Annotated in this window: 19 protein-coding genes, 1 tRNA gene and 1 pseudogene; 4 read left to right on the top strand and 17 right to left on the bottom strand. The window is 68.1% G+C overall.

Features of this window, described 5'->3' with window-relative positions:
- Positions 1–24: 24 nt before the first annotated feature.
- The 4 genes from acnD to FHY06_RS31695 form a co-directional block, all read right to left on the bottom strand.
- Positions 25–2,664, bottom strand: coding sequence for a Fe/S-dependent 2-methylisocitrate dehydratase AcnD (gene acnD, locus FHY06_RS31680; protein ID WP_184607396.1), 2,640 nt, complete (start codon positions 2,662–2,664; stop codon positions 25–27).
- Positions 2,665–2,755: 91 nt separating this feature from the next.
- Positions 2,756–3,739, bottom strand: coding sequence for a tripartite tricarboxylate transporter substrate binding protein (locus tag FHY06_RS31685; RefSeq protein WP_019656480.1), 984 nt, complete (start codon positions 3,737–3,739; stop codon positions 2,756–2,758).
- A 140-nt stretch (positions 3,740–3,879) separates the two neighbouring features.
- Positions 3,880–5,049, bottom strand: a complete 1,170-nt coding sequence (gene prpC, locus FHY06_RS31690; RefSeq protein WP_184607397.1) for a bifunctional 2-methylcitrate synthase/citrate synthase — start codon at positions 5,047–5,049, stop codon at positions 3,880–3,882.
- Entirely contained in the window at positions 5,046–5,471 is a 426-nt protein-coding gene (locus FHY06_RS31695) for an acyl-CoA thioesterase (protein WP_126183015.1), read from the bottom strand. The genes prpC and FHY06_RS31695 overlap by 4 nt, the downstream gene beginning before the upstream one ends.
- 121 nt (positions 5,472–5,592) lie before the next feature.
- Between FHY06_RS31695 and FHY06_RS31700 the strand changes: the two genes are divergently transcribed.
- Positions 5,593–7,017, top strand: coding sequence for a short-chain fatty acyl-CoA regulator family protein (locus FHY06_RS31700; protein WP_184607398.1), 1,425 nt, complete (start codon positions 5,593–5,595; stop codon positions 7,015–7,017).
- Here the strand turns inward: FHY06_RS31700 and FHY06_RS31705 are convergent.
- On the bottom strand, positions 7,014–8,564 hold the full coding sequence (locus FHY06_RS31705) for an amidase (protein WP_184607399.1): 1,551 nt from the start codon (positions 8,562–8,564) through the stop codon (positions 7,014–7,016). The two genes, FHY06_RS31700 and FHY06_RS31705, sit on opposite strands and share 4 nt — an antisense overlap.
- 138 nt (positions 8,565–8,702) lie before the next feature.
- Positions 8,703–9,695 carry a Bug family tripartite tricarboxylate transporter substrate binding protein gene (locus tag FHY06_RS31710; protein WP_019656475.1) on the bottom strand — a complete coding sequence of 331 codons (993 nt, stop codon included), beginning with the start codon at positions 9,693–9,695 and terminating at the stop codon, positions 8,703–8,705.
- Positions 9,696–9,854: 159 nt separating this feature from the next.
- Between FHY06_RS31710 and FHY06_RS31715 the strand changes: the two genes are divergently transcribed.
- Positions 9,855–10,769, top strand: a complete 915-nt coding sequence (locus tag FHY06_RS31715) for a LysR family transcriptional regulator (RefSeq protein ID WP_019656474.1) — start codon at positions 9,855–9,857, stop codon at positions 10,767–10,769.
- A gap of 19 nt (positions 10,770–10,788) precedes the next feature.
- On the opposite strand, the gene FHY06_RS31720 is transcribed toward FHY06_RS31715, so the two are convergent.
- The 5 genes and pseudogenes from FHY06_RS31720 to FHY06_RS31735 all read right to left on the bottom strand — a co-directional run bounded on the left by FHY06_RS31720 (position 10,789) and on the right by FHY06_RS31735 (position 15,890).
- Positions 10,789–12,027: a dienelactone hydrolase family protein gene (locus FHY06_RS31720; protein ID WP_184607400.1), complete on the bottom strand. Its 1,239-nt coding sequence runs from the start codon at positions 12,025–12,027 to the stop codon at positions 10,789–10,791.
- A 55-nt stretch (positions 12,028–12,082) separates the two neighbouring features.
- On the bottom strand, positions 12,083–12,583 hold the full coding sequence (locus tag FHY06_RS35120) for a flavin reductase family protein (RefSeq protein WP_309938299.1): 501 nt from the start codon (positions 12,581–12,583) through the stop codon (positions 12,083–12,085).
- Positions 12,578–13,816, bottom strand: a pseudogene (locus FHY06_RS31725) (styrene monooxygenase/indole monooxygenase family protein); the annotation flags it as partial. The gene FHY06_RS35120 and the pseudogene FHY06_RS31725, both read right to left, overlap by 6 nt.
- Before the next feature lie 13 nt (positions 13,817–13,829).
- Positions 13,830–15,068 carry a styrene monooxygenase/indole monooxygenase family protein gene (locus FHY06_RS31730; protein WP_184607402.1) on the bottom strand — a complete coding sequence of 413 codons (1,239 nt, stop codon included), beginning with the start codon at positions 15,066–15,068 and terminating at the stop codon, positions 13,830–13,832.
- Positions 15,069–15,098: 30 nt separating this feature from the next.
- Complete coding sequence (locus tag FHY06_RS31735; protein WP_126183008.1) at positions 15,099–15,890, bottom strand: SDR family oxidoreductase; 792 nt, start codon at positions 15,888–15,890, stop codon at positions 15,099–15,101.
- Positions 15,891–16,128: 238 nt separating this feature from the next.
- Here FHY06_RS31735 and FHY06_RS31740 point away from each other — a divergent pair, with 238 nt between their 5' ends.
- A complete protein-coding gene (locus tag FHY06_RS31740) occupies positions 16,129–17,142 on the top strand; it encodes an AraC family transcriptional regulator (RefSeq protein WP_184607403.1) in 1,014 nt (337 codons plus the stop codon).
- A 46-nt stretch (positions 17,143–17,188) separates the two neighbouring features.
- Here the strand turns inward: FHY06_RS31740 and FHY06_RS31745 are convergent, their stop codons facing one another.
- The 5 genes from FHY06_RS31745 to FHY06_RS31765 all read right to left on the bottom strand — a co-directional run bounded on the left by FHY06_RS31745 (position 17,189) and on the right by FHY06_RS31765 (position 20,964).
- The gene (locus FHY06_RS31745; protein WP_184607404.1) at positions 17,189–18,454 is read right to left on the bottom strand and encodes a hypothetical protein; all 1,266 of its coding nucleotides are present in this window, start codon (positions 18,452–18,454) and stop codon (positions 17,189–17,191) included.
- A gap of 310 nt (positions 18,455–18,764) precedes the next feature.
- The gene (locus tag FHY06_RS31750) at positions 18,765–19,124 is read right to left on the bottom strand and encodes a hypothetical protein (protein WP_019656468.1); all 360 of its coding nucleotides are present in this window, start codon (positions 19,122–19,124) and stop codon (positions 18,765–18,767) included.
- Positions 19,125–19,208: 84 nt separating this feature from the next.
- Complete coding sequence (locus tag FHY06_RS31755) at positions 19,209–19,592, bottom strand: roadblock/LC7 domain-containing protein (RefSeq protein WP_019656467.1); 384 nt, start codon at positions 19,590–19,592, stop codon at positions 19,209–19,211.
- 53 nt (positions 19,593–19,645) lie between these two features.
- A complete protein-coding gene (locus FHY06_RS31760; protein ID WP_019656466.1) occupies positions 19,646–20,164 on the bottom strand; it encodes a GTP-binding protein in 519 nt (172 codons plus the stop codon).
- A 5-nt stretch (positions 20,165–20,169) separates the two neighbouring features.
- The gene (locus FHY06_RS31765; protein ID WP_311733758.1) at positions 20,170–20,964 is read right to left on the bottom strand and encodes a hypothetical protein; all 795 of its coding nucleotides are present in this window, start codon (positions 20,962–20,964) and stop codon (positions 20,170–20,172) included.
- Between the two features lie 452 nt (positions 20,965–21,416).
- On the opposite strand from FHY06_RS31765, the gene FHY06_RS31770 reads away from it, so the two are divergent.
- Positions 21,417–21,770: a hypothetical protein gene (locus FHY06_RS31770; protein WP_184607406.1), complete on the top strand. Its 354-nt coding sequence runs from the start codon at positions 21,417–21,419 to the stop codon at positions 21,768–21,770.
- A 3-nt stretch (positions 21,771–21,773) separates the two neighbouring features.
- Here FHY06_RS31770 and FHY06_RS31775 read toward each other — a convergent pair.
- Positions 21,774–21,861, bottom strand: a tRNA-Ser gene (locus tag FHY06_RS31775).
- Positions 21,862–21,889 lie beyond the last annotated feature (28 nt).

The raw sequence follows: 21,889 nt of genomic DNA on the forward strand, positions 1-21,889 counted from the left end.
CGTGCGATTGTCGGGATTGTCGGTTCAGGCGGCCGCGGGCGCCGCCGCTGCGTTCGTGGCGAGGAAGTCCTGCGCGAAGCGCTGCAGCACGCCGCCGGCCTCGTAGATCGACACCTCCTCCGCGGTGTCGAGGCGGCAGGTCATCGGCACTTCGAGCCGTTCGCCGCTGCGGCGGTGGATGACCAGCGTCACATCGGCACGCGGCTCGCGCGCGCCGATCACGTCGTAGGTCTCGGTGCCGTCCAGGCCCAGCGTCAGGCGGTTGGTGCCGGGCCTGAACTCGAGCGGCAGCACGCCCATGCCGATCAGGTTGGTGCGATGGATGCGCTCGAAGCCTTCGGCCGCGATGGCCTCCACGCCCGCGAGGCGCACGCCCTTGGCCGCCCAGTCGCGCGAGGAGCCCTGGCCGTAGTCGGCGCCCGCCACGATGATCAGCGGCTGCCTGCGCTCCAGGTAGGTCTCGATCGCCTCCCACATGCGCACCACCCTGCCCTCGGGCTCGATGCGCGCGAGCGAGCCCTTGCGCTGCACGCCGTCGATCACCGCCATCTCGTTGGCGAGCTGCGGATTGGCGAAGGTGGCGCGCATGGCCGTCAGGTGGTCGCCGCGGTGCGTGGCGTAGGAGTTGAAGTCTTCCTCCGGCAGGCCCATCCTCGCGAGGTACTCGCCGGCGGCGCTGTCGGGCAGGATCGCGTTGGAGGGCGACAGGTGGTCGGTCGTGATGTTGTCGGGCAGCAGCGCCAGCGGCCGCATGCCGCGCAGCGTGCGCGGGTTGGCCGCCAGCGCGCCCACGCCCTCGCGGTCCCAGTAGGGCGGGCGCCGGATGTAGGTCGACTGCGGCCGCCAGTCGTACTGCGGGCTCACCTTCTCGCCGCGGTCCGCGTGGATCGCGAACATCGGCTCGTAGACCTTGCGGAACATCTCGGGCCGTACGGAGGCCGCGACGATGGCGTCGATCTCCTCGTCGGCCGGCCAGAGGTCGGCCAGGCGGATCTCGCGGCCGTCGCCGGCCACGCCGAGCACGTCGCGCTCGATGTCGAAGCGGATCGTGCCCGCGATCGCATAGGCCACGACCAGCGGCGGCGAGGCCAGGAAAGCCTGCTTTGCATGGGGATGGATGCGGCCGTCGAAGTTGCGGTTGCCCGAAAGCACCGCCGTGGCGTAGAGATCGCGCTCGACGATCTCCTGCCGGATCTGCGGATCGAGCGCGCCCGACATGCCGTTGCAGGTGGTGCAGGCGAAGGCGACGATGCCGAAGCCCAGCTGCTCCAGTTCGCCCAGGAGGCCCGCGTCGCGCAGGTAGAGCTCCACGGTCTTAGAGCCCGGCGCCAGCGAGGACTTGACCCAGGGCTTGCGCCGCAGCCCGAGCCGGTTGGCGTTGCGCGCCAGCAGCCCGGCCGCGATCACGTTGCGCGGATTCGAGGTGTTGGTGCACGAGGTGATGGCCGCGATGATCACCGCGCCGTCGGGCATCAGCCCTTCGGCCTCCTGCCTGCGCGCCTCGGCCAGGCCGACGGCGATGTCGCGCTCGGCCAGCTGCGAGGTCGGCAGCCGCCGGTGCGGGTTCGAGGGGCCGGCCATGTTGCGCACCACGCCCGACAGGTCGAAGCGCAGCACGCGCTCGTAGCTGGCCGTCGCAAGCGCATCGGCCCAGAAGCCGGCGGTCTTCGCATAGGTCTCGACCAGCGCGACCTGCTCTTCCTCGCGGCCGGTGAGCCTCAGGTAGGCTAGCGTCTGCTCGTCGACATGGAAGAGCGCGGCGGTGGCGCCGTACTCGGGGCACATGTTGGAGATGGTGGCGCGGTCGCCGATGGTCAGGCTGCGCGCGCCCTCGCCGAAGAACTCCAGGTAGGCGCCGACCACCTTCTCCCTGCGCAGGAACTCGGTGAGCGCGAGCACGATGTCGGTGGCCGTGATGCCGGCCTGGCGGCGGCCGGTGAGCTCCACGCCGACGATCTCGGGCAGCCGCATCCACGAGGCGCGGCCCAGCATCACGTTCTCGGCCTCCAGGCCGCCCACGCCGACCGCGATCACGCCCAGCGCGTCGACGTGCGGTGTGTGGCTGTCGGTGCCCACGCAGGTGTCGGGAAAGGCCAGCCCGTCCTGCACGCAGACCACCGGAGACATCTTCTCCAGGTTGATCTGATGCATGATGCCGTTGCCCGCAGGGATCACGTCGACGTTGGCGAAGGCGCGCTTCGTCCAGTCGATGAAGTGGAAGCGGTCCTCGTTGCGGCGATCCTCGATCTGCCGGTTCTTCTCGAAGGCCTGCGGGTCGAACCCTCCGCACTCCACGGCCAGCGAATGGTCAACGATGAGCTGCACCGGCACCACCGGGTTCACCCGCGCGGGGTCGCCGCCCTCGGCCGCGATCGCATCGCGCAGGCCCGCAAGATCGACCAGTGCGGTCTGCCCCAGGATGTCGTGGCACACCACGCGCACCGGGAACCACGGGAAGTCGCGGTCGCGGCGGCGCTCGGCCAGCTGCAGCAGGCACTCGTCGAGGATGGCCGGGTCGCAGCGGCGTACCAGGTTTTCGGCATGCACCCGCGCGGTGTAGGGCAGCGTGCTCCAGGCCCCGGGGCGAAGCGCATCGACGGCGGCCCGGGCATCGATGTAGTCCAGCGAGGTGCCGGGCAGCGGTTTTCGGAAGCGTGTGTTCATCGTGGCGGATCTGTCTGCGGCGTCGGCGCGGCAGCGGCGATGGCGGGCCGCGCCGACTGGGCTTTCTGCTTTCTCTCTTGCTTGAACGGGCTCACTCGGAGCGGATGTCGTTGTCCTTCACGACCTTGGCATAGCGCGGGATCTCCGCACGGATCAGCGCGCCGAACTGCTCGGGCGTGCCGCCGGCCGGGGACACGCCGGTCGGGTCCAGCTTGGCGCCGAGTTCGGGTGCCTTCAGCCCGGTGGCCAGCGCGCCGTTGAGCTTCGCGATGACGGCAGGCGGCACGCCCTTGGGCGCCACCAGGCCGTGCCAGGCCACCACGTCGTAGTCGGGCAGCCCGCCGGCCTCGGCGATCGAGGGAATGTCGGGATAGGCCTGCAGCCGCTGCGCCGTGGTGACGGCCAGGGCGCGCAGCCGGCCCGACTGCACGTGCGGCATCAGCGCCTCGGTGCCCGCGATCAGCATGTCGACGTTGCCCGCCACCAGGTCGGTGACCGCCGGCCCGGTGCCGCGGTACGGGATGTGCGTGGCCTTCACCTTCGCCATGCCGAACATGTACTCGCTCACGATGTGCAGGTGGCTGCCGTTGCCCGCCGAGGCGAAGCTCAGCTTGCCGGGGTTCTGGCGCGCGAAGGCCAGCAGCTCCCGCAGGCTCTTCGCCTGCACCTTCGACGGGTTGACGCACAGCACGTAGGCGCCCTTGGACAGCTGGATCACCGGGCTGATGTCGCCCACCGGATCGAAGCGCAGCTTGTACAGCGAGGGATTGACGGTGTAGCTGCCGGCGATCAGCAGCAGCGTGTAGCCGTCGGCCGGCGTGTGCAGCGCGTACTCGGTGCCGATGGTGCCGCCGGCGCCGGGCCGGTTGTCCACCACCACCGACTGGCCGAGCTGCTGGGTCAGCACGTTGGCGGCGATGCGGGCGATGAAGTCGGAGCCGCCTCCAGGCGCGAAGGGGCAGACGATGCGCAGCGGCTTGGACGGAAAGGCATCCTGGGCCCGGACCGTGCGGGCGAGAGGGAGTGCCAGTCCGGCCAGGGCGGCTGACGAGAAGGCGCGGCGATTCAAGGTCATGCGGTTTGTCTCCGGTGTTGTTGTCATGCGTTCCGCAACGGCGTGCCGTCGCGTCGGCAGGCACTAGTTTGCGCCTGTCCGCCGACCCCGCCCTGACCACCCGGAGACTGCATGAACCCTGGACTGGCGAACCCCGCCCCTCAGGCGCGCGCCTCGATGGGCACGAAGGCCAGGTCCTCGGGCCCCGTGTAGTTGGCGCTGGGCCGGATGATCTTGTTGTCGATGCGCTGCTCGATGATGTGCGCCGCCCAGCCCGCGGTGCGCGCGATCACGAAGAGCGGCGTGAACATGGCCGTGGGCACGCCCATCATGTGATAGCTCACCGCGCTGAACCAGTCGAGGTTCGGAAACATCTTCTTCACCTCCCACATCACGCCTTCGAGCCGCTCGGCGATGTCGAACATCTTGGTCGAGCCCGCCAGCTGCGACAGCGACCTCGCCACGCCCTTGATGACCACGTTGCGCGGGTCGCTCACCGTGTAGACCGGGTGGCCGAAGCCGATCACGACCTCCTTCGCCTCGACCCGGCGGCGGATGTCGGCCTCGGCCTCGTCGGGCGAGTCGTAGCGCTTCTGGATCTCGAAGGCCACCTCGTTGGCGCCGCCGTGCTTGGGCCCGCGCAGCGCGCCGACGGCGGCGGTGATGGCCGAGTACATGTCGGAGCCGGTGCCCGCCACCACGCGAGCGGTGAAGGTCGATGCGTTGAACTCGTGCTCGGCGTAGAGGTTGAGCGACGTGTGCATCGCGCGCACCCAGGCTTCGGAAGGCTCGCGGCCGTGCAGCAGGTGGAGGAAGTGGCCGCCGATGGAGTCGTCTTCGGTCTCCACGTCGATGCGCCTGCCCTGCGTGGACCAGTGGTACCAGTACAGCAGCATCGAGCCCAGCGAAGCCATCAGCCGGTCGGCGATGTCGCGTGCGCCCGGCAGGTTGTGGTCTTCCTTCTCGGGGAGCATGCAGCCCAGCGACGACACGCCGGTGCGCATCACGTCCATCGGGTGCGCGCCGGCGGGCAATTGCTCGAGCGCTTCCTTCAGGCTCGCAGGCAGGCCGCGCATCGACCTGAGCTTCGCCTTGTAGGCGCGCAGCTCCGCTGCCGTGGGCAGCTTGCCGTGCACCAGCAGGTGTGCGATCTCCTCGAAATCGCAGACCTCGGCGATGTCGAGGATGTCGTAGCCGCGGTAGTGCAGGTCGTTGCCGGTGCGCCCAACCGTGCATAGCGCGGTGTTGCCGGCGGTCACGCCGGACAGGGCCACGGACTTCTTCGGCCGGAAGTCGGCCTTGGCTTCGGCGGGGGTGGCGATGTCGTTCATGCTGCTTCCTTCTCCTTGGTTTCCTTGTCCTTCATTTCCTGTTTCGGAAACGAGGCGGGTATGCGCACGGGCCGGCCGCTGCGGTCGACCGCGACCATTTCGAACAGCGACTGCAGCACCGCCACCGGCTCGCGCCCCAGCTGATGCGCCGTGCCGCTGACGCGCACCGTCAGCGAGCTGCGGCCGGCGCGGCCGATCCACGCCCGCAGCCTCAGCACGCTGCCCACGGGCACGGGCGCGAGGAACTGCGCGTCGCTGCAGCGGGCCATCACCACGTCGGTGCCGGCATGGGCACGCGCAGCGAGAAAGGCCGCCTTCGACATCAGCAGCAGGGCATTGCCGCCGAACAGGGTGCCGTAGTGGTTGGCGTGCTCGGGAAACACGATTTCCGTGAGTTCGAAGGCCGTGCGCTCGTCAGTCATGGATTCGCAATTTACGCAATTGCCTGCCCATAATGAAGGACTGAATTTGCCAATCATTGCGAATGGAAAACACCGGATTTGCAAATATTGCGAACAACCTGAGCCCGCAAGGAACCGCACGATGAGCAAGACCTTCATGGGCGTTCGCCTGCGCAAGCTGCGCGCCGAGCGCGGCCTGACGCAGGTGGCACTCGCGCAGGCGCTGGGCCTGTCGCCCAGCTACCTGAACCAGCTCGAACAGAACCAGCGGCCGCTCACCGTGCCCGTGCTGCTCAGGATCAGCCGCACGCTCGGCGTCGACGTGCAGCAGTTCTCGGAAGACGAGGAGGCCCGCCTCGTATCGAGCATGCGCGACGCGCTGGCCGACAACCCCGGCGGCGAAGCCATCGCCCTGCCCGAACTGCGCGAGGTGGCCTCGCAGATGCCCGCCGTGGCGCGCGCGCTGCTCGCGCTGCACCGCCGCCACCAGGAAGCGATGGAGCGGCTGGAGATCATGGCCGCCGAGTTCGGCGACGGACGCGGCGAACTCACGAACGCGCGGCCCATGCCCTTCGAGGCGGTGCGCGATTTCTTCTTCGCCCACCAGAACCATTTCGAGGAGCTCGACCTGCAGGCGGAAAGGCTCGCCGACGAGGCGCGCGGCCACGGCGGCACGCTGTCGGAATGGCTGCAGCAGCGCCTTTCAAAGCAGCACGGCGTGCACGTGGTGCCCACCGACGACGACACCATCGACAACCAGCGCCGCTACGACCCGGCCAGCCGCGTGCTGCGCCTGTCGTCGGGCCTGGAGCCGGGCCAGCAGGCCTTCCAGCTCGCAACGCAGCTCGCGCTGCTTGAGCAGACGCAGCTCATCGAATCGCTGCTGCAGGGCGCCAGCCTGATCGACGACGCACCCACGCATGCGCTCGCCCGCATCGGCCTGGCGAACTACTTCGCGAGCGCCGTGCTGCTGCCCTACGGCCTGTTCCTGAAGACGGCGGAAGCCCTGCGCTACGACATCGACCTGCTGGCGCGCCGCTTCGGCGTGGGCTTCGAGACGGTGTGCCATCGCCTGAGTTCGATGCAGCGGCCCGGCGCGCCCGGCGTGCCCTTCTTCTTCATCCGCGTGGACCGCGCGGGCAACATCTCGAAGCGGCAGTCGGCCACGCACTTCCACTTCTCGAAGACCGGCGGCACCTGCCCGCTGTGGAATGTGTACGAGGCCTTCGCGCAGCCGGGCCGCGTGCTGCGGCAGCTCGCGCGCATGCCTGACGGGCGCACCTACCTGTGGGTGGCGCGCACCGTCTCGCACGGGCAGCGCGGCTTCGGCTCACCGAGCAAGACCTTCGCCATCGGCCTGGGCTGCGACATCCGCCATGCGCCGAGGCTGGTCTACTCCAAGGGCCTCGACCTCGCGGACCAGGAAGCGCCCACGCCCATCGGCATGGGCTGCAAGGTGTGCGAACGCACCGCCTGCCCGCAACGGGCGTTCCCGTTCATCGGACGGGCGCTGGACGTGAACGAGAACGAAAGCAGGTTCACGCCGTATGCGGTGGCGAACTCCTAGACGGCCGACACGGCGGCCGATGCGGCAGCACGGCCATCGCCGAAGACGGGCGGCATCCTGACGATCGAAGTCAGCGCAGGTTCGGCCACGCGCAGCGCGGCGAGGTCGGGACGCGGCCGCCGCAGCTCGGGGTTCGACGAGAACGCCGCCTCCATCGCATGCGCCGCGCCCAGCACCTCGTGGTCGGCCCTGAACCCGCCCACCACCTGCAGCCCGAAGGGCATGCCCGCGTGGTCGAGGCCGCAGGGCAGCGCGATCGCGGGGTGCGTGGTCAGCGTGACCACATAGGTCAGCGCCAGCCAGCGGTAGTAGTTGGCCTGCGGCTCGCCGTTGATGGTGGCGGCGTAGAGCTGGGTCCACGGGAAGGGCGAGACCGGCGTGGTCGGCGACAGCACGAGGTCGTAGTCGGCGAAGGTGGCCTGGAAGCGCTTCAGCAGCCGCGTCTGCTCGGCCTGCGCCCAGGCGCTGTCGAGCAGGCTCATCCTCGCGCCCATCTCGTAGTTGGCGCGCGGATTGGGGCCGAGGCTGTCGGGGTCGCGCTCGTAGGCCGCCTGCATGCCGGCCACGAAGGCCTCGGCGCGCAGCACGTCGAAGCAGCGGTGCGCCTCGCCCATGTCGAAGTCGACCTTGTCGCAGCGGCCGAAGAGGTGCCGCATCGCTTCGATCTTGCGGCGGAAGGTGGCGCGGATGCGGTCGTCCACGGCGCAGGTGCCGAAGTCCTCGGTCCATGCCACGCGCAGCCGGCCCAGGTCGACCGGAGGCGGCACGAGAAAGGACATCGGGTCGAGCGGATAGCTCAGCGGGTCGCCCGCGCACATGCCGGCCGATGCCGCCAGCTGCAGGCAGGCCTCTTCCACGGTGCGGCCCATGGGGCCGACGACCGAGATCGGCGTCCAGCCCAGCGGCTTGCGCACGCTGGGCACCACGCCCGGCGAGGGCCGGAAGCCCACGACGCCGCACTTCGCGGCCGGAATGCGCAGCGAGCCACCGGTGTCGGAGCCGGTGCACACCGGCAGCATGTCGCAGGCCAGCGCGGCCGCCGAGCCGCCCGAGGAGCCGCCCGCGTTGAGGTTCGGGTTGAACGGGTTGCCCGTGGCGCCCCACACGTCGTTGCGCGAGTTGGCGCCCGCGCCCATCTCGGGCACGTTGGTCTTGCCCGCGACGATGGCGCCGGCCCGGCGCAGGCGCGCCACGAGCTCGATGTCTTCCGTTGGCACGTGGTCGCGGTAGATGGGCGAGCCCCAGGTGGTGAGCAGGCCTTCTGTGGGCTCCAGGTCCTTCACGCCCATCGGCAGGCCGTGCAGCAGGCCCAGCGCATCGCCGCGCATGACGGCGCCTTCGGCCGCCTTCGCCTCGGCGCGCGCTCGATCGAAGCAGGTGGCGGTGACCGCATTGACGAACGGGTTCACGCGCTCGATGCGCGCGATGCATGCCTCCAGCAGCTCGACGGGCGAGACCTGCTTGCTGCCGATGAGGCGGCGCAGTTCGACGGCGGATTTCTCGACGAGTTCGTCGGCGGAATCGTGGATTGTTCTGGCAAAGGTCATCGATGTCTCTTGTTCTGGCCATGGCGCTGCACATTCGCAAGACACCACGGAACCGGCTCTGCCGGGCCGTAGGTGTCGCTCCCGGCGAAGGGGTAGGCGCAGCGACACGAAGTGCGCGAAGCCTGGGGGAGAACCTGTTCAGTCCGCAGTGATGTTGGCTCTCGCCGCGATGGCTCGCATGATCGGCAACTCGCGGTTGATCAGCTCCACGCTCGTGGCCGCATTGCTGTAGCTCGGCTCCAGCCCCGCGGCCAGCAGCTTGCTCTTCGTCTCGGGGTCGGCGATGGTCGCGGCGAGCGCCTTCTCCAGCTTCGCCTTCACGTCGGCGGGCACTCCCTTGGGGGCCGCGAGCATGAGCCACGAATCCATGTCGACGTCGGGATAGCCGCTCTCGGCGAAGGTGGGCACGTCGGGCAGCAGCGCAGAGCGCTTCGCGGTGGTGAGCGCGATCGCCTTGATCTTGCCGCTCTTGAGCTGCGGAACTGTCGCGCTCACGGTGTCGATGGTGAACGGGATCTGCCCGCCCATCAGGTCGGTCATGGCCGGAGCGCTGCCCTTGTAGGGCACGTGCGTCATCTTCAGGCCGGTGGCGCGCAGCATGGTTTCACCCGCGAACTGGGCGGTGGTGCCGGTGCCGAAGGAGCCGTACGAGTACTTGTCCGGCGCGGCTTTCACGTACTCGACGAACTGCTTGACGGTCTGCACCGGCACTTCGCTGTTGGCCAGCAGGATCAGCGCCACGCGACCGGCGATGCCGATCGGCTCGAAGCTCTTCACCGGGTCGTAGGGCAGGTTGCTGCGGATCGCGGGGTTGACGGTGAAGGTGGAGCCCGAGCTCAGCAGCAGCGTGTAGCCGTCGGGCGTGGACTTCGCCACGTAGCTCGCGCCCACCACCGTGCCGGCGCCGCCGCGGTTCTCGATCACCACCGGCTGGCCCAGCTCCTTGCCGAGCTTCTGCGCGATCACGCGGCCGTTGACGTCGGTGGCGCCGCCCGGCGGGAAGGGAATCACCAGCGTGACCGGCCGCGCGGGAAAGCCCGTCTCGGCGGCAAGCGAAGTCAGCGGCACGGCGCCAAATCCAAGGCTGCAGCACAGCAATGCCATGCGCGCCACGAGCGGGAGACGGTTCATCGGGACTCCTGGAATTTCGACTGGATGACAGGGGTTCGAGGGTGCGAACGAGTTCATCCTAGGATCGTCACGCCGGTGCCACAAGCGCAATGTTTAGAATTCTTCGTTGCCGAATCGGCAATCTTCAGCAACCGTCCGGACCACGTGCAGGAGCGATCCATGGCGCCTCGTGCCTTGCAGGAAACAGCGGTGCGCTACTTTCTCGAGGTCGTGAAGACCGGCTCGGTGAAGGAAGCCGCACTCAAGCTCAACGTCGCGCCCTCGGCCGTGAGCCGGCAGGTCGCGCGACTGGAGCGGGAGCTCGACACCCTGCTCTTCGAACGCCATGCCCGCGGCATGGTGCCCAACGCCGCGGGCGAACTGCTCGCTGCGCACGCCAAGCGGGCGCAGCAGGACATCGAGCGCGTCGCGAACGAGATCGCCGGGCTGCGCGGACTGCGCAGCGGCCACGTCCGCGTGGCGAGCACCGAGGGCTTCGCCTTCGACTTCATACCGAGGCTGATCGCGCAGTTCCGCCTCAAGCACGCGGGCATCCGCTTCCACCTGGAGGTCTGCGCGCCCTCCGACATCTCGCGGCTGGTGCGCGACGGCGAGGCCGACGTGGGCATCACGCTCAGTGCGCTGCCGGAGCCGGGCATCGAGGTGGAACTGCGGCATCCGAGCCCCATCCTCGCGGTGATGGCGATGGACCATCCGCTCGCACGCCAGCGGCAGCTCTCGCTTCGCCAGGTGGTGGCCTATCCGCTGGGGCTGCCGCAGGAGGACAGCTCGATCCGCCGCCTGCTCGATGCGAGCTGCTCGCGCCAGGAGCTGCGCTACCAACTGGCGATGTCGAGCAACCATGCGAACGCGCTGCTGAGCTTCGCGGCCGCGGGCGGCGGCAGCATCGCGTTCTACGGTCCGCTGTCGATCCGCGCGCTGCTGCAGAGCAAGGCGCTGGTCGCGATCCCGCTGAAGGACCGCGAGATGCACGAGCGGCACCTCGCCATCGAAACCATGGCGGGCCGCTCGCTGTCCGATGCGGGCAAGGCCTTCGTGCGCTTCCTGGTGGATGCGGTGAAGGCTTCGGACTAGGGCTCAGGGCTTCAGGGCCTCAACGCTGCATCAGCGTGTTCGACGGCAGCGTCTCGTCGAGCAGCTTGCGCGCCGTCTCCACACCCGCCACCGGCAGCAGCTTCGCATCGAGCAGCCCCACCTGCACCAGCACGCTGGCCTGGTCCCAGTAGATGTGCTCATGGTAGAGCTTGTCGCCGCGAAACTTGATGACCGCGAGCAGCGGGATCTCCACGCGCTTGCCCGTCGGTGCCACGCCCGGCAGCATCCACGGGATCTCGGTGGTGTGGGTGAAGCAGAACAGCATCTCGTCGACCACCTGCGTGGCGCCGATGGTGCGCGAGATCGGCACCAGCGAGGTGTCGGGCGGGTTGCTGTTGACGAAGTGGTTCGAATAGAAGGCGTGCAGGTTCTTGTAGCCCACGCCGCCGGTCATGGTCGGGATGTGGTTGACGTAGGGCTCGGCCACCATGGTCGACATGGTGTCGTCGACGTTGCGGGTGCCGAACTCGTACTCGCAGTGCTTGTCCCACAGCGCCGAGAGGTCGTAGTGCGGGCCGATGGCGTCCTTCAGCGTGGCGATGCTGCGCTCGTGCGCCATCAGCGCCGAGGGCTTGTGGTAGTGCTCGCCACCCAGGCGCGCGAAGGCGTGGTCCATGCCCGGGTACACGTGCAGCGAGACGCCGGGGCGGCCCTCGAGCGCCGCCACGATGCGGTCGCGCGCCTCGGGCGGGCAGAACTTGTCGAGCTCTGCGATGTGCAGCGTGAGCGGGCGCTTGATCTTGTCGGCCTCGTCGAGCGCGGCATCGATGCCCACGCCGTAGTAGCCCACGGCCACGTCCGCGTCGGTGCGGCACGCCGCGAGGTAGGCCAGCTTGCCGCCGAGGCAGAAGCCGAGCACGCCGACCTTGGCGTCCTGCACCTCGGGCCGCTGGCGCAGGGCGGTGATCGCGGCCTGCATGTCCTCCATGCCCTTGGCCTCGTCGAAGCCCTGGTAGAAGCCGAAGGCGCGCTGCCAGTCCTCGGGCGTGTAGCCGAGTTCGACGTCGGGCTGCTGGCGCCAGAACAGGTCGGGCACGAGCACCACGTAGCCTTCTTCCGCGTAGTAGTCGGCCACCTCTCGCATCGTGTCGTTCACGCCGAAGATCTCCTGCGCGATGACCAGGCCGGGCCCGGTGCCCGAACTGGGCAGTGCGAGGTAGCCGCTGAAGCTGCCGCTTGCGTCGGTGGCCTCGATGCGGATGCGCTGTGGTGCGGCCTGGGGTGCTTTCTGCTGCATGTGTGTTGCTCCGTTCATGGGGTGGTTCACGGGATAAGTGTGGCGGGCCACGCGCTCATTGCATGCATTCCGGATGTCTTGTGGTCACCTGGTAGTAGCCCGAATGAAAGACCAGCGGCTCGCCGTCGAAGCGGTCGTAGCGCTCGACCTCGCCGATGAAGATGAGGTGGTCGCCCCCATCGTACTGCCTGACGTTGCGGCACACGAAGCGCGCGATCACGCCGTTGAGCAGCGGCACGCCGGCCGTGCCCTCGCAGCAGTCGACGCCGCCGAACTTGTCGGCCTGCGGTGTCGAGAACTGCCGCGACAGGTGATGCTGGTTCGCCGCCAGCACGTTGATCGCGAAATGGCTGGCACCGGTGAAGTCGGCCAGGCTCGGCGCCTGGCGCGCGAGGCTCCACAGCACCAGCGGCGGATCGAGCGAGACCGACGAGAACGAGTTGGCCGTCATGCCCACGCGCCGCCCGTCCATCGCGCGGGTGGTGATGACGGTCACGCCGGTGCTGAACTGACCGAGGGCCTTGCGGAAGTCGCGCCGGTCGAAGCGGTCGACCACGGCCTCGCGTGCACGCGCTTCTAGAAAGCGGTCGGCCTCGGCCGCGTCGAACCACCACGGCGCGAAGGCGCGCGGATCGTCGAAGCCGTTGACCACGATGCTCGCGACCGCCGGCATGCTGGAGGCGCTCTGCAGCAGCTTCTGCAGATGCGGCCCCGGGGGCGTGAGCAGGCTGTTGGTCCAGCCGGTGGCCCAGCGGGCATAGCCCTCCCAGTAACGCTCGAAGGTCTGCTGCATCCACGCGGCGTCGAAGGGCGCGTCGCCATGCTCGAGGATGCGCTTGAGGTAGATGTCGGCGCACTTGGCCGCGTTGTTCGATCCCTGGCCGGTGATCGGGTCGTTGAGCACCACCGCGTCGGCCAGGCCCAGCACCTTGCGGCCCGACGGCAGCGTCGCCACCGGCCTGCGTACCGTGGGCGTGAAGCGGCCCGAGAGGATGCCGTTGTCGTCGGTCAGCTCGACGTGCCTGCAGCGCTCGGCCTCCCAGGGCAGGAAGGTTTCGAGGATCCACTTGCTGCGCGCGAGATGCTCCTCGGGCGTCTTCACGTCGGCCCAGCAATCCATAGGGCCGCCGGGCACGCCTTCGAACACCATGATCTCGCACGGCCCCGTGGTGGTCAGCGCCGGGAACACGAAGTACTCGCCCACGCCCGGAATCAGGTTGAAGCACACCGCCGAGTGCGGCTCGCGCGGCCTCATGCCCTTCACATAGGTCAGTGCGAGTGCGCGCTGCGGTTGCTCGTAGGGCGAGCGTTGGGGGTCGCGCTCGAAGAGCCTGGAGATCTCGCCCTTGCCGCTCGCCACGACCACCAGGTCGTGCATCTGCGTGCAGGTCTCCAGGTCGTCGATGTCCACGTCGCGCAGCACCAGCTGCCCGCCGCGCTTCTCGAACTCGGCCATCCACGCGGGTATCTTGAGCCGCTGGTCGACCGACTGCGCGGGGCCGTCGAGCTTCGCGCTCCATTCGACGGCCTTGCCGCCTTCGGGGTTGCGCACCGCGACAGCGATGCCTTCCACCGCCGGGCATTCGTCGGCCCACCAGTCAAGCCCCAGTTCGCGCTCGGTCTGCAGCGCGGTCTCGAACATGCACTGGCTGGACATCACCGGCCCCTCGGCGATCTCCCGTGCGCTGCGGTTGGAGAGCACCGTCACCTCGTGCCCCGCGCTCTGCAGGCCGAGCGCGAGCTGCATGCCGGACTGGCCGGCGCCGACGATGGCCACGCGTCGCTTCATGGTGCCGCTCCCGCTATGCAACCGCTGCGCAGGTGTCGATGAAGCGCTGCGACTCGGTCGGGTCCGCGAACCACGGGAAGAAGGTGCGCGGATCGTCGAAGCCGTTGGCGAATGCGCTGGCCAGCGGCGGCACCGCGCCGGCCGCACCGAGCAGGTTGAGCACGTGCGGCGGCGGCGGGGCCAGCAGCATGTTGGTCCACTGCGTGACCCACTGTGCATAGCCGAACCAGTAGCGGTCGAAGGTCTGCTGCATCCAGGCGGCATCGGCCGGGCCGTCGCCGCGCGCGAGGATGCTCTTGAGATACGTGTCTGCGCACTTGGCCGCGTTGTTGGATCCCTGCCCGGTGATCGGGTCGTTGAGCACCACCACGTCGGCCAGGCCGAGCACCTTGCGGCCCGACGGCAGCGTCGCCACCGGCTTGCGCACCGTGGGCGCGAAGCGGCCGGCGAGGATCCCGTTGTCGTCGGTCAGCTCGATGTCGTGGCAGCGCTCGGCCTCCCATGGCGTGAAGGTGTCGACGATCCACTTGCTGCGCGCGAGATGCTCCTCGGGTGTCTTCACGTCGGCCCAGCAATCCATAGGGCCGCCGGGCACGCCTTCGAACACCATGATCTCGCACGGCCCCGTGGTGGTCAGCGCCGGGAACACGAAGTACTCGCCCACGCCCGGAATCAGGTTGAAGCACACCGCCGAGTGCGGCTCGCGCGGCTTCATGCCCTTCACATAGGTCAGCGCGAGGGCGCGCTGCGGCTTGTCGTAGGTGGACTTGTGGACGTCGCGCTCGAAGAGCTTCGAGATCTCGCCCTTGCCGCTGGCCACGAGCGTGAGGTCGTGCGTCTGCGTGCAGGTCTCGAGCTCGTCGATGCCCGCGTCCTTGAAGACGAGCTCGCCGCCCTTCTGCCTGAACTCGTCCATCCACGCCGGAATCTTCACGCGCTGGTCGACCGACTGCGCGCTCGAATCGAGCCGCGCGACCCAGTCGATGACCTTGGCGCCCTTCTGCTCCGGGTGTGGCACGGCCAGACCGATGCCGTCCACCGTGGGGCATGCGCTCGCCCAATGGTCGAGCCCCAGGTCGCGCTCGATCTGCAGCGAGGTGTGGAACATGCACTGGCTCGACATGACCTTGCCCTGGCGGATGTCCTCGCCCGTGCGGTTGCTGAACATCGTGACCTCGTAGCCCGCGGCAAGCAGGCCGAGTCCCAGTTGCAGGCCCGACTGGCCCGCGCCGACGATGGCGATTCGCTTCATTTGCTGCTCCTTCGATGCTCCGGCTGGAGCTCAGTCCATCAACTTGGGAATGGCGGGAACGGCCTGCTCGGGCCCCATGGCGGAGTAGCCGCCGTCCACCGCGTAGTCGGCACCGGTCACGAAGCTTGCGTGGTCGGAGCACAGGAAGAGCACCACCTGCGCCACCTCGTCCGGGTCGCCGACGCGGCCGAGCAGGTGGAAAGGCGCGGCCACGCGATCGGTCTTGGCGCGGTCGCCGTTCGTGAGCTGGTTCATCACCGCCGACCAGGTCCAGCCCGGCGACACGCTGTTCACGCGGATGCGGTCGGGCGCGAGGTCCATCGCCATGTTGCGGGTGAGCTGCGCCATCGCCGCCTTGCTCACCGGATAGAGCCAGCGGCCCGTCTGCGCCACGCTCGAGGAGATGCTCGTGAAGTTGACCACCGCCCCGCCGCCGGCAGCCACCATGTGCGGATGCACCGCCTGCAGCATCGCCACGGCGCTGGCCACGTTCACATTGAACGAGGTGAGCCAGTCGGCGCGCGGCGACTTGAAGCCGTCGTCCACGTACGAGCACGCCAGGTTGACGAGGAAGTGCACCCCGCCGTGATGCTCGGCCGCCTCGGCCACGCAGGCCTTCACCTGCGCGTCGTCGGTGATGTCGGTGCGCACGAAGCGCACGCCGGCCCCCAGCGAATCGGCCAGCGCCTGGCCGTTGCCGGCGTCGATGTCGGCGATGACGACCTTCACCCCCGCCGCATGCAGGGCGCGCACCACGCCCGCGCCTATCAGTGTGGAGCCACCGGTGACGATGGCGCTCTTGCCTTCGAGTCCCTTGAACATGACGCTTGCTCTCCTCGGTTTGATCGGGCAGGCCCGGCTGGTGCCTGTGGAGCGAACGTTATGGGCAAGGGTGCGCCGGACGAGTCCCGCAAACGCAGGCGCTGTCCCTGGCGCGCAGATTTCTTGGGGCGATGGCCTGCGCCGGCTCCTGGGTCAGGGCCGAGGGATGGCCGCGGGGAGGTCCGAATTGTGGGCGGGGACAGTTTTTGCTACGGTGCCCTCGCCCTGTCCTCGCCTCATGGAAACCCTCACGACCCCACCGTTGCCGCTGCAGCGCTACCGGCTTTTCGAGAGCCACGACGTGGACGAGGCGCGTGAGAGCGTGGCCCGCGTATTCTGTCCGCACGGCCTCGTCATGCTGAAGCCGCGCACCAGACTGGACGCCTGCCACCACAGCGCGAAGCTGCACCGGGACGTGAGCCTCAACTACGTGCAGTACGGCCCCGGCGTGCAGATCGACCCGGGCTACCTGCAGGATTTCTTCCTGTTGCAGATTCCGTTGCGCGGCGGCGCCGAAATCCGCTGCGGCGCTCAGCAGATCGACGCCACGCCCCGCCTCGCGTCGCTGCCCTCGCCCACCGAGCCGCTGTCGATGCGCTGGGCCGACGGCAGCCCGCACCTCATCGTGCAACTGGCCCGCTCCGCGCTGCATTCGCGGCTCGAATCGCTGCTGCAGGCGCCCGTCGGAAAGCCGCTGGTGTTCGACCTCGGCGTGCCGCTGGACAACCCCACGCTCGCGCCGCTGGTGCACTTCATCGACTACCTGAGGCTCACGCTCGATGCCGGCACCGGCCTGCACGGCGGCGGCCCGCTGGCCGAGCACGCAGAGGCCTACCTGATCTCCAGCCTGCTGATGTCGGCGGGCCACAACCACTCCAGGGCCCTGGCAGGCGACAACCAGCGGCGCCTGCTGCCGCGCGTGGTCCGCAGGGCCCAGGAATACATGTCGGCGCATGCGGACCAGCCCCTGTCGCTGGCGGACGTCTGCCGCGAGATCGGCTGCAGTGCGCGTGCGCTGCAGCTGGCCTTTCGCCAGCACGCGGGCCAGGGGCCGATGGAATTCCTGCGCGAGACGCGCCTCGACAGGGTGCGCAACGAACTGCAGCAGCGCACCTCGGCGGGCGCCAATGGCGCCGGCGTGCGCGAGGTGGCGCAGAAGTACGGCTTTCTCCACCTGGGGCACTTCGCGGCGCAGTACCGCGCGCGCTTCGGGGAAAGGCCTTCGGAGACGATGGCGTCGCGCAGCCGCTGATCCATCGGCCGGCCGCTGGCAAGGTGCGCGGCCGGACTCTTCTCTGCTACTTCTGAAAGAACCAGGTCTGCGACGGGAAGGTCTGCAGCTGCTGCTGATGACCATGCTGCTGCGGATAGTGCGGCGCTTGCTGCTGCCCGAACGGCTGATGCTGCTGCGGATAGTGCGGCGCCTGCTGCTGCCCGAACGGCTGATGCTGCTGCGGATAGTGCGGCGCCTGCTGTTGTCCGAACGGCTGATGCTGCTGCGGATAATGCGGCGCTTGCTGCTGCCCGAACGGCTGATGCTGCTGCGGATAGTGCGGCGCCTGCTGATGACCGGACGGCTGCTGCGGCAGGAAGTACTGCGGCACCTGGTGCACAGGCTGCGGTACCGGTCGCGACGCGTCCTTGTGGGGCAGCGTCATGATGTTCGATCCACCCCGGTGAGGACTCTTCAGATCGCTGCAAAGCGCCTCGATCTCGGCTTCCGCGGTCAGCCGATGGGCCTTCCAGGCGTGGTACGCATCCGCCAGATGGCCGCTGATCGCACTGTCCTGCGGCACGTTCTTGTACAGCTCCTTATAGTGCTCGAGGCCGGCGCGGGTGCTGTTGCGCATGTCCCGCAGCAGCTTCTCGAACTTCTTGAGTGCCTGCTCGCGGTCGTAGTCCCGCGCATGGCCGCCGGACAGCTTGCCCAAGGTGTTCTGCATCCGGGCTTCGTCGCTCTTCAGGTTCAGGCTGTATGCCGAATACCTTCGCTTGAGACCCAGGGGCGTTGCCCCCTGCAGGCGCTGCGTCGTGGCCTTCGCGTCCAGCCGGTCGAGCGCACCCGAGATCCTCATGCCGACCGTCGGGGTGGTCGAGCTGGACGACACCCCATTCAGGTCGCTGGAGATCGATCCGTCGAGATGCTCCATCAGCACGTGAGGATCGAGCATGGTCTGGTTGTTGCGCGTGTTGGTCAGCGACCATCCGGCGAACAGGTTCATCGGCTCCGCCGCGTAGATCGAGCCCAGCTTGTGAGGCTTTTGGGAGTCCCAGTGGGGAGTGACCTGCGTGTGCGACAGGTTGCCGCTGAAAGCGCTGAAGATCGGTCTGAAGTCCTTGTAGGCCGAGCCCGCGAACAACTGCAACGTCAGGGCGTAGTAGGCCCGCTTGAATGTGTTTGGCGGCGCACCGTCGGCCAGTTTGAACAGGGTCTGGAGATCGGTGTCCCGGATCTTGTGGCGGACTTGCAGGGCGCTCGCCAATGTGCCTCTGAGTTCAACTTCAGATTTCAGCGCGGTGGCTGTGCACTCGGCAAGAAACAGGTCTAGCGCAGCTTTATGCATTGGCATGACTCCTCAGCCAAAAAGATGAGAAAACGGGAGCACGAGACTGCCGTCCGTTTCCCGCGCCGCTCCGGCCAACTCCCGTAGGCGCCAGCCTCCCCGCGGTGTGGCTTCAATATCCGGCTCAATCCGGGTGCAATCAATACCGAGAATTCGGTAGGCACTGCGATCGAGCAGTGGCCGCTTTCGCCGAGGCCCTGCACCGCCCGCTTTTCGAGGGCAGCAGGTGAGCGGCAAAGAAAAAGCCCGCCAGGTTCTCGCGGCCGGGCGGGCTCTGGCGCATTCTGCGCGGAGGATGGAGGCGCGTCGGTCAGACCGCCAGGGTCTGCTCCACGTCCTGCGTCTTGCGGCGGGCAAGCGCGAGGTTCGACTTCGACTTGTCGAGCACCAGGTAGATGAACAGGCCTTCGTGCTTCTGCAGCGGGCGGATGATGTGGTATTGGCGGCCGAGCGTGATCAGGATGTCCTCGATCACGTCGTTCAGGCCCAGCGCGCGCATCGTCTTGTGCTTGGCGCGCACCACTTCGGTATTGCCGGCGGCGGCCACTTCCAGGTCAACGCCCGAACCGATCTGTCCAAGGATCATGCCGCTGCCCGAGTCGACGAGCGCCGCGCACAGCGCGCCGTCGATGGTCATGAGTTCGTCCATGGATTGCTTGATGTTTGCCATCGGAGTCTTTCGTAGGTATTCCATCGCCCTGATGATCGGCCGCCGCCCGGGCGAATGATGAGCGGCAGCCGCTGGTGAAAGCCTTCAGGCCCGCTGCAGCGCCAGCGTCGCCTGCTTGGAGAAGTACAGGGCCTGGCCGATGACCGCGTCCTTGCCAGTGACTACGCTCACGATCAGCCCGGCTTCCTGGTGGCGGGCCTGCAGCATCAGGATGTGGCCCAGTGCGGTTTCGATGGCGACGTTCTCGCATTGCCCGAGGCCGCTTTCCTCGCCCGCCACCGCGCCGAGCGCCGCGAGCGAACTCGCGATGGCCGACATGCGCGCGACCTGGGCGGTGTTCTGCGCCCGCGCAGCGAGCTCGAGGCCGTCCTCGGTCGCGATCACCACGGCCTTCACGCCCTTGATCTCGCGCATGAGCGTGTCGACGACGGTCTCGGCGGCGTCCTTGATGCGGGGTGCGATGTTCATGTGATTGGGGGTCCGGCGTTGCGGTGAAAAAGAAAGGGGAAGCCGTCCGGCCCTCAGGCCTCGAGCTGGATCAGCAGCAGCTCCAGCAGCTGCACCACCTGCTGCGGATCGGTCACGTTGGCGGGCAGCACGGGGCACAGCACGCCCTTGTCCTGCATGCGCTGGGCATAGGCTTCGAGGCCGGGCTCTGGGTGCGCTTCCATGCGGCCGACCGCGACCACGCAGGCCGTGCTCTCGATCAGCTCGGCGAAGCCGTCGAGGTACACCTCCAGGTCGGCCAGCGGATCGGGGCGGCTGTTGTCGACCAGGATCACGAGGCCCAGCGCGCCGCGCGCGAGGATGCGCCACATGAAGTCGAAGCGCATCTGCCCCGGCGTGCCGTACAGGCGCAGCTTCTCGCCGTTGTCGAGCGTGAGTTCGCCGTAATCCAGGCCGACCGTGGTGGTGGCCTTGGCGACGGAGGTGTCGCTGTTGCGCACCTCGGTGCGCACCGGGGGAATCTCGCTCACCGCGGCGATGGCGGTGGTCTTGCCCGCACCCATGGTGCCGGTGAAAAGAATCTTGTGTTCCACGCTCTTCAGGCCCTCGGTCCGTAAGCCAGCAAGCCGAGCCGGTTGCGGATGCGGGCGAGCAGGCCCGGCTCCACGTTGGCGCGGGCCGCCGGACCGGCGGCAGCGGGGTGATGTGGCTCGCTGCCGGAGGAGATGTGCGAATCGGGCCAGATCGATTCGGGTGCTCGGCTGTTGGCGAAGCCGGTGACGCCACTGCCGCTGCCGCCACCGCCGCTGCTGCTGGCGACGAAGCCTGCGCGTTCCAGCATCGAGATGAAGTCCGCGCACTCGCGCGCGCTGGCGCCCGAGCGTTGCTGCAAGGCCTGCGGCGTTGCCGGACGGGTCGCGAGCAGCGTCGCGAGCTTCATTCGCATGCTCGTGTCGAGCAGGGTGGACGAGGGCCAGCGCAGCAGGCGGTATTCCTCGCCTCGCGCGACCTGCTCGCTGCGGCTGCGCGAAGCCGCGGCCAGCCCCAGTTCACGGGCGTGGACCAGCATCGCACCGAGGCGGTTGAGCATCGCCTCGAGCGCATCGGCATGCAGCGGCAGGCGCAGGAAAGGACCGTGCGGCGGCGGCGTGTCGCCGATCGTCAGCAGCGGCACCGGACGCTCCGCCGGATCCTGTTCAGGTGGCGCCGACAGCTTGTCGCCCACCACGCGCAGATCGGCGTCCTGGACCTGCCAGTCCCAGTGCTGGTGGGTGCGATGGTCAAGCAGCCGGACAAGGGACTTGAAGAGCAACTCGTCGCGGGCCGGCAGGCCCTCCACGCTGAAGCTCAGCAACGGGCGACGGGCGCGAGGGGCAGCGGCCGGCGTGTTCACAGGCGGCTCCGGATCGGCCAAGCGACGGCCGAGGCCAGTCGCACCAGATTGGGGCTTTCTTGCGGCTTGAACTGCAATTCCAGAGCTCCCCATGATGGGCATCCACAGGAAGACGCCCGTCAGTCCTGTACTGAAGCCCTAAGTGTTACGAGAATGTTTCTGGGAAAATATAACATCCGTTGCAAATAAAAACACTAGATTACAAAGCCCGACTGCTACCTACGGGAATCGGTGGTGGGGGGTGTGGTGGCAGGGCGACGGCAGTGCCGATGGCCCGCTGTTCAGGCGGGGCGAAGAGGCACCCGGGTTGGCTGTGGGGCAGTGTGAGAACACGCCGTCTGCCCCGCGCATGCGCTTGACTCAAGGCAAGCCAGGAGCACCCGCAACTGCCATCGGAAGCTGAAAAAGAAGTTGAAACCGCCGCCAGTCTTCTCGTAGTTCTGCTGGCCGGCATGGCCGCTCGTGCTCAGACGCGCTTCGAGCAACTGTCTCCTGCGGCGCGCAAGAACTACGACGCGTGCACCGATGCAGCCGCCTCGAAGCCGACCACCGAGGACGTCCGCATTGTCATGAGCACATGCAACCGCCGCTTTTTCTCCGAAGAGCGACCTGCCGCAGCGGAGGCCATGGACGCTGAATCGCTGGCGACAGCAATCGCCGATGGCTTCAACAAGGACAAGGCGCAGCAGCTGCCGGAGGACGTCATCAGCGGATCCGCCGCAGCCCTCTCGGCAAGCAGGGACGGATCAAAGAAAAAGTTCCGTCGCAGAGGCTGCGCGGGACTTTCAAAAACTGCCAGAGATTGATTCTGGCGGAGAGTGTGAGATTCGAACTCACGGACGCTTTCACGTCGGCAGTTTTCAAGACTGCTGGTTTAAACCACTCACCCAACTCTCCGGAACCGACGATTTTATGCCGACGGCGG

This window comes from Variovorax atrisoli (assembly GCF_014195185.1).
Lineage (GTDB): Bacteria > Pseudomonadota > Gammaproteobacteria > Burkholderiales > Burkholderiaceae_C > Variovorax > Variovorax atrisoli.

Coding starts and splice junctions, on each gene's coding strand:
- FHY06_RS31710 (WP_019656475.1), bottom strand. CDS start 9,695: ATGAACCGTCTCCCGCTCGTGGCGCGCATGGCATTGCTGTGCTGCAGC.
- FHY06_RS31735 (WP_126183008.1), bottom strand. CDS start 15,890: ATGTTCAAGGGACTCGAAGGCAAGAGCGCCATCGTCACCGGTGGCTCC.
- FHY06_RS31740 (WP_184607403.1), top strand. CDS start 16,129: ATGGAAACCCTCACGACCCCACCGTTGCCGCTGCAGCGCTACCGGCTT.
- FHY06_RS31745 (WP_184607404.1), bottom strand. CDS start 18,454: ATGCATAAAGCTGCGCTAGACCTGTTTCTTGCCGAGTGCACAGCCACC.
- FHY06_RS31695 (WP_126183015.1), bottom strand. CDS start 5,471: ATGACTGACGAGCGCACGGCCTTCGAACTCACGGAAATCGTGTTTCCC.
- FHY06_RS31730 (WP_184607402.1), bottom strand. CDS start 15,068: ATGAAGCGAATCGCCATCGTCGGCGCGGGCCAGTCGGGCCTGCAACTG.
- FHY06_RS31715 (WP_019656474.1), top strand. CDS start 9,855: ATGGCGCCTCGTGCCTTGCAGGAAACAGCGGTGCGCTACTTTCTCGAG.
- acnD (WP_184607396.1), bottom strand. CDS start 2,664: ATGAACACACGCTTCCGAAAACCGCTGCCCGGCACCTCGCTGGACTAC.
- FHY06_RS31755 (WP_019656467.1), bottom strand. CDS start 19,592: ATGAACATCGCACCCCGCATCAAGGACGCCGCCGAGACCGTCGTCGAC.
- FHY06_RS31685 (WP_019656480.1), bottom strand. CDS start 3,739: ATGACCTTGAATCGCCGCGCCTTCTCGTCAGCCGCCCTGGCCGGACTG.
- FHY06_RS31720 (WP_184607400.1), bottom strand. CDS start 12,027: ATGCAGCAGAAAGCACCCCAGGCCGCACCACAGCGCATCCGCATCGAG.
- prpC (WP_184607397.1), bottom strand. CDS start 5,049: ATGAACGACATCGCCACCCCCGCCGAAGCCAAGGCCGACTTCCGGCCG.
- FHY06_RS31750 (WP_019656468.1), bottom strand. CDS start 19,124: ATGGCAAACATCAAGCAATCCATGGACGAACTCATGACCATCGACGGC.
- FHY06_RS31705 (WP_184607399.1), bottom strand. CDS start 8,564: ATGACCTTTGCCAGAACAATCCACGATTCCGCCGACGAACTCGTCGAG.
- FHY06_RS31770 (WP_184607406.1), top strand. CDS start 21,417: ATGGCCGCTCGTGCTCAGACGCGCTTCGAGCAACTGTCTCCTGCGGCG.
- FHY06_RS31700 (WP_184607398.1), top strand. CDS start 5,593: ATGAGCAAGACCTTCATGGGCGTTCGCCTGCGCAAGCTGCGCGCCGAG.